This window comes from Paraburkholderia sp. EG286A (genome assembly GCF_040965375.1).
Lineage (GTDB): Bacteria > Pseudomonadota > Gammaproteobacteria > Burkholderiales > Burkholderiaceae > Paraburkholderia.
Window position 1 is genome coordinate 171566 of the sequence record NZ_JBFRCB010000002.1, and the last position, 13115, is coordinate 184680.

Consider the following 13115-nt stretch of genomic DNA (forward strand, 5'->3'; position numbering starts at 1 on the left):
GATGGCCGTCCACCGGGCCGCGCGGGTTGCGCTCGGTATTTTCCCTGGCCCAGCAACACGCTGGACAACCCTAATCGATTCCGCGGCCGTGCCGTTATACAAACAGAGCGGGGGTTGTTGATCACAAGAAAGAGCGTAGGGACCGAAAAATGGAAAAGCTGCTGGTAATCGCAGGGATCTGGACGATGTGCGCCATGTGTGCCGTGCTGTTCATGCGCGGCGCGACGGCGCCGGATGAACGCCGCATGAGCTTGAAGCGCGCGGCGCGCAGGGAAGTGGCCGATACCGTCGGCCAGTAAGGAAGAAACGGGAAGTTGATGCCGGTGGCCCCGCTGCTGCGGTAACGGGGCCATGCCGGCTGCTGTCCGCGGCTAGATGTCGAGCGGATCGACTTCGAGGTTCCAGCGCAGCACGCCGCGCAAGGCGCGCAGCGCGGGTTGCCATGCGCGCAGCGTGGCCTGCAGCGCGGCACGCGACTGGCTTTCCACGAGCAGTTGCGCGCGATGCACGTTCATCACCTTCACGATGGTGAGCGGCACCGCGTCGTAGGCCATGACACGCTCGGCGCCCGGAATCGCCGTGAGCGCCTCTGCGGCCTGGGCGAGAAACGCCAGCGCCGCCTCGAGCGTGCGCCCTTCGGCGCGCAATAGCGCCTGATAGACGAACGGCGGCAGGTGCGCGTCGCGCCGCTCCGCGACCTGCGTATTCGCAAACCCCACATAGTCCTGGCGCGCCAGCGCGTGATAGAGCGCATGGCGCGGATAGCGCGTCTGCACGAGCACTTCGCCGGCCAGGCCGGCGCGCCCCGCCCGCCCGCTCACCTGCATCAGCTGCGCGAACAGGCGCTCGCTCGCCCGGAAATCGTGTGAAAAGAGCGCATTGTCGGCGTTCAGCACGCCAACGAGCGACACGCGCTGGAAGTCGTGCCCCTTCGCGATCATCTGCGTGCCCACGAGGATGTCGACTTCGCCCGCGTGCACGTCGGAGAAAAGCGCCTGCGCGCTGCCCTTGCGGCGCGTGCTGTCGGCGTCGATGCGCAGCACCCGCGCGCCCGGCACCGCGCTCGCGAGCGCCTCCTCGATGCGCTGCGTGCCGCGCCCCATCGGCGCGATGTCGACGTTGCCGCACTCGGGGCACGAATGCGGAATGCGCGATTCCCAGCCGCAGTGATGGCAGCGCAGCGCGCGCTCGGGCTTGTGCAGCACGACGTACGCGCTGCAGCGCGGACAGCCCGCCACCCAGCCGCAGGCGTCGCACGCGAGCGTGGGCGCGTAACCGCGACGGTTGAGAAACACGAGGCTCTGCTCGCCGCGCTCGAGGCGCGCCTTCATCGCCGCGACCAAAGGCCCGGAGAGCCCTTCGAACGACGCGCGGCCCCGCCGGCGCTCCTCTTCGAGATCGATCAGCTTGACCGTCGGCAGCACCGCATCGGCAATCGCTCGGCGCGAGAGCGTGAGGCGTGTGTAGCGGCCCTGCTCGGCCTGCCACCAGCTTTCGAGCGACGGCGTGGCCGAGCCCAGCACGACCGGCACACCCAGCTGCTTCGCGCGCCATACCGCGAGGTCGCGCGCCGAGTAGCGCAGCCCTTCCTGCTGCTTGTAGGCGGGGTCGTGCTCCTCGTCGACCACGAGCATCGCGAGACGCGGCAGCGAAGCCAGCACCGCGAGCCGCGTGCCGAGCACGATGCGCGCGCGGCCCGTGTGCGCCGCGAGCCAGTTGCGGGCGCGCTCGCCTTCCGCGAGGCCGCTGTGAAGCGTGACGATGGCCTCGTCGGCGAGCGTGGCCGCGAAGCGCGTCCGAAAAGCCGCCTCGAACTGCGGCGTGAGATTGATTTCAGGAACCAGCACGAGCGCCTGGGCGCCCGGGTCGCGCTCGAGCAGCGCCGCGAGCGCACGCAGATAGACCTCGGTCTTGCCGCTGCCCGTCACGCCGTGCAACAGGAAGGGCGCGAAGCCGCTCGCCGCGCCGATGGCTTCCACGGCGTCGGCCTGCTCGTCGCTCAGGCGCGGGACTTCCGCCACGGCGGCCGTCGCCGCGGCGCTGTGGGCCACGCTTGCGGCCGCGCCGAATTCGATGGATTCGTGCTCGACCCAGCCGGCTTCGCACCAGGCTTCGAGCGTCGCGATCGCCTTGGGATGCAGCGCGCGGGCCGCGGCGGCGTCGAGTTCGCCGGCGTCGGCCAGCGCCTGCGCGAGACGGCGCAGCGCCTGGGCGCGCGCCGGCAAGGCGTCGGGCAGCGCGGCGCGCCCTTGCGGCGACAGACGGTAGCGCTCCTCGGGGGCGAGCAGGCGCGTCCAGCGCGACGGATCGCGCAACGCCTGCGGCAGCGCCGGCAAGGCGACTTCGCCCAAGCCCCGCTGGTAGTAGTCGGCGGCGAAGCCGGCCAGCGCGAGCCATTGCGCCGAAAGCGGCGGACAGGCGGCACACACCGCGCTCACGTCACGGAGCTTGTTCGCGGGCACGTCGCTGTGAGTGGTCACTTCGCAGATCAGGCCGACCACGTCGCGACGCCCGAACGGCACGCGCACGAGCATGCCGGGCGCGGGGGCGCTGTCGAGGCCATAGCGATAGTCGTAGAGCGCATCCAGTGGATGGTCCAGCGCCACGCGCACGTACTGCCCTGTCATGCCTCGCTCCCAGGGAAGTTCCGTACGCCAGCGCACAGACACACAAACCTAAAGTGATACTTGAGATTTCGCGCTAAGTTTTGGATTCCGCAGAACAATCGCGCCCCCGAATCTGCGCCTGTGGATAACTTTGTTGAGAACTTGCCGGGCGCCGCCGCGGCGCTCCCGCGTGTCGTCGTTATGTGGGATACCGCACACAGCGCCGTGGAGCGCCGAAAGCCTTGTCTGTCAAGGGTCTGATTGATTCTCCCCAGACCTGAACGGGCGCCTGCGACAACCTTTCCCTCTTGCGCGCCGCAACGAGCCAAGTGTGTATAAGTCAAGTCTTGACAGGACCGCGATGGCGTCTGGATGGCCTCTTGGGCCCGGTCATACCCTGACGCCCGGAGCCCAGCTTGCTGCGACGCACCAAAAACGTCACGCACCGTTCGCGCGAATCGCGCGGCTGTGACGATGCACTTCGTCCACGAGTTCGGCCACGCTTTCGGGCGGCGTGAACTGCGAGATGCCGTGACCGAGGTTGAACACGTGGCCCGGGTGCGCGCCAAAGCTGTCCAGTACCGCGCGCGCCTGCTCGCGAATCGCGGCGGGCGAAGCGAACAGCACCGTGGGATCGAGATTGCCCTGCAGCGCCACGCGCTCGCCCACGCGCTCGCGCGCGCGGCCGAGGTTGACGGTCCAGTCGAGCCCAACGGCGTCCACCCCCGTATCGGCAATTTCGTCGAGCCAGAGGCCGCCGCCCTTCGTGAACGTGATCACGGGCACGCGCTCGCCGTCGTGCTCGCGCTTGAGCTGCGCCACGACCTGCGCGATGTACGCGAGCGAGAAGCGCTGATACGCGCCGTCCGCGAGTGCGCCGCCCCAGGTGTCGAAGATCATCACGGCCTGCGCGCCGGCTTCGATCTGCGCGTTCAGGTAAGCCGCCACCGCCTGCGCGTTGACTTCGAGAATGCGCTGCATGAGGTCCGGGCGGGCGTACAGCATCGACTTCACCGTGCGGAAGTCGTCCGAGCCGCCGCCCTCGACCATGTAGCAGGCGAGCGTCCATGGGCTGCCCGAGAAGCCGATCAGCGGCACGCGCTGGCGCCCTTCTGCATTGGTGAGCGCGCGGCGAATTTCGCGCACGGCGTCGGTCACGTAGCCGAGCGTCGCGCCGATATCGGGCACGGCGAGTCGCGCCACGTCTTCTTCGGTGCGCACGGGGTGCGCGAACTTCGGCCCTTCACCCGCCTGGAACGAAAGGCCGAGGCCCATCGCGTCCGGAATCGTGAGGATGTCGGAGAACAGGATCGCGGCGTCGAGCGGATAGCGCTCGAGCGGTTGCAGCGTGACCTCGGTCGCGTAATCGGGATTCTTCGCGAGGCCGAGGAAGCTGCCCGCGCGGCTGCGCGTGGCGTTGTACTCCGGCAGATAGCGGCCTGCCTGGCGCATCAGCCAGATCGGCGTGTACTCGGTCGGCTGGCGCAGCAGCGCGCGCAGGAAGGTGTCGTTCAGGAGAGTGTGGGCCACGTGCTGGATGCGCGAAGTCGCGCCAAGGTTCGGAAGCAAGCGGCCATTTTACCGGAGCGGCCGCCGCGTCATGCCCCTGATGGGCGGGATCAGAAAGCGCAATGCCACTGAAGTATAGGTCCTGCCTACCCAGGTAAGTCCGCGCTTAACGGCCGCGTACGCGAGGACTATCATCAGACGGCTTTCCAAAACATTACATCAATCAAAACCAGATCTGGAGACACGATGAAAAAAGCCGCCCTCGGCCTGACGATCGTTAGCGCCGCTTTGCTGAGCGCGTGCGCCACGAACCAGTCCGCCGGTACCCCCGCCAACGGTGCGCAGACCGCCACCGCCCCTTCGCGCCTCGACGAAATCATCGCGCGCGGCACGCTGCGCGCCTGCACGACCGGCGACTACAAGCCCTACTCGTTCTACCGACAGGACGGCACGTTCGAGGGCATCGACATCGACATGACCCAGTCGCTGGCGAAGTCGCTGGGCGTGAAGGCCGAGTTCGTGAAGACGTCGTGGTCGAACCTCATGAACGACTTCCTCGCGAAGTGCGACGTTGCGGTGGGCGGCGTCTCCACGACGCTCGAGCGCCAGAAGCGCGCGTTCTTTACCGAGGCCTATCAGGTCGACGGCAAGACGCCGATCGTGCGCTGTGAAGACGTCAAGAAGTACCAGACCGTTGCGCAGATCAACCAGCCTTCGGTGCGCGTGATCATGAATCCGGGCGGAACCAACGAGCGCTTCGCGAAGCAGTTCCTGCCGAATGCGAATCTCATCATGTATCCGGACAACGTGACGATCTTCAAACAGATTCTCGCGGGCAAGGCCGACGTGATGGTGACCGACGCCTCCGAGACCATGCTGCAGCAGAAGCTCAACCCGGGGCTGTGCTCGGTGCATCCCGACAAGCCGTTTCAATACGGCGAGAAAGCGTGGATGGTGCCGCGCGGCGACGTGGTGTTCCAGCAGTATGTCGATCAGTGGCTGCACCTTGCGCGCGCGAGCGGCGAATATCAGGCAATCTCCGACAAGTGGCTGAAGTGAGGTGTTGAATCGCGCCGCATTGTTATGGCCCTTCGAATTGCTACGATGAGTTGCAGAAGATGGGGTCACACGTGGCGCGCAAAGTTTGCATTTCACGCACGAGCGCAATGCCGACGCATTGCGCATGTGCGCAGCCGGTAATTCTGTAACGTACGCCTCGTGCGTAAAAGGCCCATGCCGTGGGCCTTCCTTCATGCAATTCGAATCCTCGCGCGCGGGTTGCCGTCAAGGCTGTCAAACAGCCTCGAAAAATAGCGGTAAAAATGACTTCCGCAAAACGCTCAGGATGGCAAAAAGAGCCGCAGAGCCTTATCTGACGGGCGTTACAACCTGAAACACTTTGTTACCGCGAACCTATCTTAATTCGCCCACAATGCCTTCAACGGTTTCAACACGGATGTGGCACGGTGCCAGTGTGAGCGGACACAAAGCACCAGCCGGTCGGCCCTACGCCGAAGCCCTCTCGAGGGGCATCCTTGTTGGAGCCGTGACCGGCGTCGAAGACGTTTCATGACCCGGCTCCTCCTTTGGTCTCCTCGCGCTAACCCCGTAGCGTGTGGTTTTTAGCGGGCTCCAGGCCCGCTTTTTTTTCGCCTGTACGTTTCGTTATTCAACAGGCATCGCTCTGCACCCACTCCCTCCAGCGTCAGATAATCGTTCGGTTTCCCGACTATTTTTGCGCGTTCTGCAATGCCGCAGCGGCGCCGTGAATCGTCCGCCGCGGCATTGCATCGAACCTCATATCAAGCCGTCTTCTGCTCGCTGATCTTGAGTTCATCGATCATGCGCGCGCGCATCACGAACTTCTGCACCTTGCCTGTCACGGTCATCGGCAGTTCGTCGACGAAGCGGATGTACTTCGGGATCTTGTAGTGCGCAATCTGCCCCTGGCAGAACGCCTGGATCTCCTCGGCCGTTGCCGCTTCGCCCGGACGCAGCACGATCCACGCGCACACTTCCTCGCCGTACTTCGCATCGGGCACGCCGAACACCTGCGCGGACTGCACCTTCGGGTGGCGGAACAGAAACTCTTCGATCTCTCGCGGATAGATGTTCTCGCCGCCGCGGATCAGCATGTCCTTGAGGCGGCCGACGATGTTGCAGTAGCCTTCGGCGTCGATCGTCGCGAGATCGCCCGTGTGCATCCAGCCATCGACGATCGACTCGGCCGTCTTCTCCGCGTCGCCCCAGTAGCCCTGCATCACCGAATAGCCCTTCGTGCACAGCTCGCCCGTTTCGCCCACCGGCACGGTGTTGCCGAGCGCGTCGACGATCTTCACTTCGAGATGCGGCTGAATGCGGCCCACCGTGGTCGTGCGCTTGTCGAGCGGATCGGTGGTCGAACTCTGGAACGACACCGGGCTCGTTTCCGTCATGCCGTACGCGATCGTGATTTCGGCGAGATGCATCTTCGAGACCACGCGCTTCATCGTCTCGATCGGGCACGGCGAGCCCGCCATGATGCCCGTGCGCAGCTTCGAAAGATCGAAGCGTGCGAACTCCGGATGATCGAGCTCCGCGATGAACATCGTGGGCACGCCGTGCAATGCCGTGCAGCCCTCCTCCGAAACCGCTTCGAGCGTCGCACGCGGATCGAACGCCTCGCCGGGGAACACCATGTTCGCGCCCACCGAGACGCACGCGAGCACCGCGAGCACCATGCCGAAGCAGTGATAGAGCGGCACCGGAATGCAGAGCGAGTCTTCTTCCGTGAGGCGCATCGCCTGGGCGATGAAACGCCCGTTGTTGAGCACGTTGCGGTGCGTGAGCGTGGCGCCCTTCGGATTGCCGGTCGTGCCGCTCGTGAACTGGATGTTGATGGCTTCGTCGGGCGATAGCGTCGCGTTGATGGCGTCGAGCCACGCCGTGCCGTCGCGCGCGATGCGCTCGCGGCCCATCTCCACGAGTTCGCTGAAGCAGAGCATGCCGGGCGTGGCCGTGTCGCACATGCGCACGACCGCGCGCAGTTCGGGCAGGCGCGCGGCCTGCAACTGGCCGGGCGTGGCGCTCGCAAGCTCGGGCGCGAGCGTCTGCAGCATCTCCAGATACTTCGAGGTCTTGAAGCTCTCGGCCGAGACGATCGCCTTGCAAGCGACCTTGTTCAGCGCGTATTCGAGTTCGGCGAGGCGGTAAGCGGGATTGATGTTGACGAGCACCGCGCCGATCCGCGCGGTCGCAAACTGGGTGAGCAGCCATTCGACGCGATTGGGCGACCAGATGCCGACGCGGTCGCCCTTGACGATGCCCAGCTCGGCGAAACCGGCGGCGAGCACGTCGACTTCGGCGGCGAACTCGCGCCAGTTCCAGCGGATGCCCTGCTCGCGGAACACCACGGCAGGCCGCTCGGGAAAGCGGGTCGCGGTCTCCTGCAGGAACGTGCCGAGGGTCGCGTCGCTGAGCGGCACGTCGGTCGTGCCTCGCACGTAGGAAAGGCCGTCTTTCGGCGCGATGAGCGGCTCATGTAGACCGGGCGCGGCGCGCGCGCCTGCTGCGTCGATTGCCATGATGGCTGTCTCCTGGGGAGCGTCACTCCCGCGTTTGAAATGAATTTGAAAACTATTGTGCCACCGGCTTTCCCGGGGGCGGCATCAAGTCTTACCCGCAGGGTCTGGGCCGGCTGCGAACGCATGATTTGGCATTACCTTTCCGTAAACGTCAAGTATGCCAGAGCGTTTTTGTCGACCTCCGTGGCTCACGGCATTTATGCCGCGTTTTTCATCGCGTTGCCATTGGGCCGTGCCCGCTCACCGGCGCCAAAATGCAAAAAGGGCTCCCAGCTTGGGGAGCCCTTTTCGCTTCGAACGCGGCGCCACGAGGGCGCGCGTACGAGAACCAATTAGTGCTGGTTCATCTTGCGCAGGCGCTGGATCGCCGCGAGCTGCGCGACCGCGTAGGCCAGCTCGGCCTGGGCGGTCGCGTACTCGAGGTTCGAGCCCGCGTTCTGCAGCGTCTCTTCAGCGCGCTTGCGCGCTTCCGTGGCCTTCGCCTCGTCGAGATCCTTGCCGCGGATCGCGGTGTCGGCGAGCACCGTGACGGCGCCCGGCTGCACTTCGAGAATGCCGCCGGCGACGAACACGAACTCTTCACCGCCGTCTTCGGCCACGATGCGCACTGCACCCGGACGAATACGCGTGATGAGCGGCGTGTGGCCCGGCAGAATGCCCAGCTCGCCCGCCTCGCCCGGAAGCGCGACGAACTTCGCCTGGCCGTCGAAGATGCTCTCTTCGGCGCTGACGACGTCTACCTTGATGGTTGCTGCCATATGTGTCGACTCCTTGGGGATCAATTGGCTGCTGTGGCGGACAAGTCGCGTGACCTATCCGCACTTCGGCAACTAACCCTTACTGGATCTTCTTGGCCTTTTCGAAGGCTTCGTCGATCGTGCCGACCATGTAGAACGCCTGCTCCGGCAGGTGATCGCATTCGCCGCCGACGATCATCTTGAAGCCGCGGATCGTTTCCTTCAGCGGCACGTACTTGCCCGGCGAGCCCGTGAAGACTTCCGCGACGTGGAACGGCTGCGACAGGAAACGCTGGATCTTGCGAGCGCGGGCCACGGTCAGCTTGTCTTCCGGCGACAGTTCGTCCATGCCCAGAATCGCGATGATGTCGCGCAGTTCCTTGTAGCGCTGCAGCGTCTGCTGCACGCCGCGCGTGATCGAGTAGTGCTCTTCACCGATCACGTTCGGGTCGATCTGGCGCGAGGTCGAGTCGAGCGGGTCGACTGCCGGGTAGATACCCAGCGAGGCGATGTCACGCGACAGCACGACGGTTGCGTCCAGGTGGCCGAAGGTCGTAGCCGGCGACGGGTCGGTCAAGTCGTCCGCAGGGACGTACACGGCCTGAACCGACGTAATCGAGCCCTTCTTGGTCGACGTGATGCGCTCTTGCAGCTTGCCCATTTCTTCAGCCAGCGTCGGCTGATAGCCCACTGCCGACGGCATACGGCCGAGCAGTGCCGACACTTCCGTGCCAGCCAGCGTGAAACGGTAGATGTTGTCGACGAAGAACAGCACGTCGAGGCCTTCGTCACGGAAGTGCTCGGCCATCGTCAGACCGGTCAGCGCGACGCGCAGACGGTTGCCCGGCGGCTCGTTCATCTGGCCGTACACCAGCGCGACCTTGTCGAGAACGTTCGAGTCCTTCATTTCGTGGTAGAAGTCGTTGCCCTCACGGGTACGCTCGCCCACGCCGGCGAACACGGAGAAACCACCGTGTTCCTTGGCGATGTTGTTGATGAGCTCCATCATGTTGACGGTCTTGCCCACGCCAGCACCACCAAACAGACCGACCTTGCCGCCCTTTGCGAACGGGCAGATCAGGTCGATAACCTTGATGCCGGTTTCGAGCAGTTCCGCCGACGGCGACAGCTCGTCGAACGCCGGAGCCTTCTGGTGGATCGAGCGCGTCGTTTCGCTCACGATCGGGCCGGCTTCGTCAATCGGACGGCCGAGCACGTCCATGATGCGGCCGAGGGTCGGCTTGCCGACCGGCACGCGGATGGGGTTGCCCGTGTTCTTGACCACGGTGCCGCGGCGCAGGCCGTCAGCCGAACCCAGACAGATGGTGCGGACAACGCCGTCGCCCAGCTGCTGCTGCACTTCCAGGGTCAGTTCCGACCCTTCGAGAATCAGCGCGTCGTAGATCTTCGGCATGCTCTCGCGCGGGAATTCCACGTCGATCACCGCGCCGATGCACTGTACGATCTTGCCTTCTACCAAAGCAGTTGTACTCATCGATTTTCCTTTAGATACCTGAATTCTTCACTCGCTCACCGGCATACACCGGCGCGGTTTCGCAATCGGTTCGCGCTTGTCGCTTGATCAAACGGCTGCTGCGCCGCCGACGATTTCCGAAAGTTCCTTCGTAATCGCGGCCTGGCGGCTCTTGTTGTACGAGAGCTGCAGTTCGTTGATGACCGTCTTCGCGTTGTCCGACGCCGCCTTCATCGCCACCATACGGGCCGACTGCTCCGAAGCCATGTTTTCCGCCACGGCCTGATAGACCAGGGCTTCGACATAGCGCACCAGCAGTTCGTCCACGACGGTTTGCGCGTCCGGCTCGTAGATGTAGTCCCACGCCGACTTCGGCGTCGTGCCGTCGTCGTTCGCTTCGAGACGCTCGGCCGACAGCGGCAGCAGTTGCTCGATCACAGGCTCCTGCTTCATCGTGTTGACGAAGCGCGTGTACGCGAGGTACACGGCGGAAAGCTTGCCTTCCGAGTACTGGTCGAGCTGCACCTTGATCGCGCCGATCAACTTTTCGAGGTGCGGCGTGTCGCCGAGTTGGACAACGTTCGAGACGACCTTCGCGCGCAGACGGTTCAGGAAACCGAGGCCCTTGCTGCCGATCGCAGTTGCTTCGATCGACGTGCCGGATGCTTCCAGATCCTTGAACTTCTGCAGCGTCGCGCGCAGCACGTTGGTGTTCATCCCGCCGCACAGACCCTTGTCGGTCGTGACGAGAATCACGCCTGCGACCTTCGCACCGGTGTTTTCCACCATGAACGGGTGGCGGTACTCGGGGTTCGCACGGCTCATGTGCGCAGCGATGTCGCGGACCTTGTCGGCATACGGGCGGGCGGCGCGCATGCGCTCCTGGGCACGGCGCATTTTCGACGCCGCGACCATTTCCATCGCCTTGGTGATCTTGCGCGTGTTTTGCACGCTCTTGATCTTGCCGCGAATTTCCTTCATTCCAGCCATTGCTTTGCTCCTTTGTCGACCCGGGTTAGCGCTTTCGCGCTGACTCGGGTCCCAGTCCGTTTATCGTGTTTGATTCCGGGACGGATCAATATGCGCCGGACTTCTTGAAGTCCTTGAGAGCCGCGTGGAGCGCGTTCTCGTCGTCCTTCGACAGGTCCTTCTTGTCCTCGATGCGCGCGACGAGGTCAGCGTGCTTCGACTTCAGGTATTCGCGCAGGCCCTTTTCGAACGGCAGGACGTCCTTGACGTCGATGTCGTCGAGGTAGCCGTTGTTCGCCGAGAACAGCGCAACAGCCAGTTCCCACACTTGCAGCGGCTGATACTGCGGCTGCTTGAGCAGTTCCGTCACGCGGCGGCCGCGCTCGAGCTGCTTGCGGGTCGCTTCGTCGAGGTCCGATGCGAACTGGGCGAATGCAGCCAGTTCACGGTACTGCGCGAGGTCGGTACGGATACCGCCCGACAGCTTCTTCACGACCTTCGTTTGAGCCGCACCACCCACACGCGACACCGAAACGCCGGCGTTGATTGCCGGGCGGATGCCTGCGTTGAAGAGGTCGGTTTCCAGGAAGATCTGGCCGTCGGTAATCGAGATCACGTTCGTCGGAACGAATGCGGTCACGTCGCCGGCTTGCGTTTCGATGATCGGCAGTGCGGTGAGCGAACCCGTCTTGCCCTTCACTTCGCCGTTCGTGAACTTCTCGACGTAGTCGGCCGACACGCGCGCGGCGCGCTCGAGCAGACGCGAGTGCAGATAGAACACGTCGCCGGGGTAAGCTTCACGGCCCGGCGGGCGGCGCAGCAGCAGCGAGATCTGACGGTATGCCCAGGCTTGCTTGGTCAAGTCGTCATAAATGATCAGGGCGTCTTGACCGCGGTCGCGGAAGTATTCGCCCATCGTGCAGCCGGCGTACGGCGCGAGGTACTGCAGCGCGGCCGATTCCGAAGCCGAAGCGGCGACGACGATCGTGTATTCGATCGCGCCCGTTTCTTCGAGCTTGCGCAGCACGTTCTGGATCGACGAAGCCTTCTGACCGATGGCGACGTAGATACAGATGAGGTCCTTGCCCTTCTGGTTGATGATCGTGTCGACGGCCACCGCGGTCTTGCCGCACTGACGGTCGCCGATGATCAGCTCACGCTGGCCACGGCCGATCGGCACCATCGAGTCGATCGACTTCAGACCCGTTTGCACCGGCTGCGACACGCCTTCACGCCAGATCACGCCCGGAGCGATCTTTTCGATCGCGTCGGTCATCTTGGCGTTGACCGGGCCCTTGCCGTCGATCGGGTTGCCGAGCGGGTCGACCACGCGGCCGATCAGTTCGGGGCCAACCGGCACTTCGAGAATGCGGCCCGTCGTCTTGACGATGTCGCCTTCCGAGATGTGCTCGTACTCACCCAGAATCACGGCACCGACCGAGTCACGCTCGAGGTTCAGCGCGAGGCCGAAGGTGTTGCCCGGGAATTCGAGCATTTCGCCCTGCATCACGTCCGACAGGCCGTGGATACGCACGATACCGTCGGTCACGGAGATCACGGTGCCCTGATTGCGAACGTCTGCGCTCGCTTCAAGGCCCTGGATCCGGCTCTTGATCAGCTCGCTGATCTCAGAGGGATTGAGTTGCATTATTCGCTCCTGATGTTCAATTCTGTTGCGTGCCAGCCGCCGCGCCCGATATTTGTAATCGGGGCGCTCAGGCGGTCAACGCCGCCTGCATGCTGGCGAGCCGCGCGCGGACCGAGGTATCGAGCACTTCGTCGCCGACCGTGACGCGCACGCCGCCGATCAGCGAGTTGTCGATCTCGACGGTCGGCTTCAGCTTGCATTTGAACTTGCGTTCGAGGCTGGCGACGAGGTCGTTCAACTGGGCGCCTTCGAGCGGGAACGCGCTGACGATCACTGCGTCAGCAGCGCCTGCCTTGGCATTCTTGAGCGCTTCGAACTGCGTCTGGATTTCCGGCAGCAGTGCCAGGCGATGATTCTCGATCAGCATCTGCACGAGGTTCTTCACCTCGGCCGATTCCTTGACCGGCGACTTCACCGCGGCGAGCAGCAGCTCGACGACCTGGGCATGGCTCACCTTGGGGCTCGTCGCGACCGACTGCACCTCGGGCAAGGCCGCAACCTGTGCCAGCTCCGAAACGAGCGTGGACCAGGCAGCGGTGTCACCAGCTTCGGCCACGCCAAACAATGCTTCTGCGTACGGGCGGGCGATGGTTGCAAGTTCGGCCATGA

The 13115-nt window shown here is 64.3% G+C and carries 10 protein-coding genes; 2 read left to right on the forward strand and 8 right to left on the reverse strand.

Annotation, left to right across the window (positions count from 1 at the left end; all coding sequences use genetic code 11):
* The first annotated feature begins 149 nt into the window (after nt 1-149).
* On the forward strand, nt 150-299 hold the full coding sequence (locus tag AB4Y35_RS07475) for a hypothetical protein (RefSeq protein ID WP_165979378.1): 150 nt from the start codon (nt 150-152) through the stop codon (nt 297-299).
* A gap of 72 nt (nt 300-371) precedes the next feature.
* Here AB4Y35_RS07475 and AB4Y35_RS07480 read toward each other — a convergent pair whose 3' ends face one another.
* Both AB4Y35_RS07480 and hemE read right to left on the reverse strand, forming a co-directional pair.
* Complete coding sequence (locus AB4Y35_RS07480; RefSeq protein ID WP_368703971.1) at nt 372-2627, reverse strand: primosomal protein N'; 2256 nt, start codon at nt 2625-2627, stop codon at nt 372-374.
* Nucleotides 2628-3044: 417 nt separating this feature from the next.
* Nucleotides 3045-4136, reverse strand: coding sequence for a uroporphyrinogen decarboxylase (gene hemE, locus AB4Y35_RS07485; RefSeq protein ID WP_368703972.1), 1092 nt, complete (start codon nt 4134-4136; stop codon nt 3045-3047).
* 225 nt (nt 4137-4361) lie between these two features.
* Here hemE and AB4Y35_RS07490 point away from each other — a divergent pair, with 225 nt between their 5' ends.
* Complete coding sequence (locus tag AB4Y35_RS07490; protein ID WP_368695045.1) at nt 4362-5174, forward strand: transporter substrate-binding domain-containing protein; 813 nt, start codon at nt 4362-4364, stop codon at nt 5172-5174.
* 743 nt (nt 5175-5917) lie between these two features.
* On the opposite strand, the gene AB4Y35_RS07495 is transcribed toward AB4Y35_RS07490, so the two are convergent.
* The 6 genes from AB4Y35_RS07495 to AB4Y35_RS07520 all read right to left on the reverse strand — a co-directional run bounded on the left by AB4Y35_RS07495 (nt 5918) and on the right by AB4Y35_RS07520 (nt 13113).
* Complete coding sequence (locus AB4Y35_RS07495; protein WP_368703973.1) at nt 5918-7678, reverse strand: AMP-binding protein; 1761 nt, start codon at nt 7676-7678, stop codon at nt 5918-5920.
* Between the two features lie 332 nt (nt 7679-8010).
* Nucleotides 8011-8436: a F0F1 ATP synthase subunit epsilon gene (locus AB4Y35_RS07500; RefSeq protein ID WP_028203314.1), complete on the reverse strand. Its 426-nt coding sequence runs from the start codon at nt 8434-8436 to the stop codon at nt 8011-8013.
* A 79-nt stretch (nt 8437-8515) separates the two neighbouring features.
* A complete protein-coding gene (atpD, locus tag AB4Y35_RS07505) occupies nt 8516-9910 on the reverse strand; it encodes a F0F1 ATP synthase subunit beta (protein ID WP_321922700.1) in 1395 nt (464 codons plus the stop codon).
* An 87-nt stretch (nt 9911-9997) separates the two neighbouring features.
* Nucleotides 9998-10879 (reverse strand): F0F1 ATP synthase subunit gamma, encoded by an 882-nt coding sequence (gene atpG / locus AB4Y35_RS07510; RefSeq protein ID WP_028203312.1) that lies wholly within the window; start codon nt 10877-10879, stop codon nt 9998-10000.
* Nucleotides 10880-10964: 85 nt separating this feature from the next.
* Nucleotides 10965-12506, reverse strand: coding sequence for a F0F1 ATP synthase subunit alpha (gene atpA / locus AB4Y35_RS07515; protein ID WP_069264448.1), 1542 nt, complete (start codon nt 12504-12506; stop codon nt 10965-10967).
* Between the two features lie 67 nt (nt 12507-12573).
* On the reverse strand, nt 12574-13113 hold the full coding sequence (locus AB4Y35_RS07520; protein ID WP_158758934.1) for a F0F1 ATP synthase subunit delta: 540 nt from the start codon (nt 13111-13113) through the stop codon (nt 12574-12576).
* Nucleotides 13114-13115: the final 2 nt, after the last annotated feature.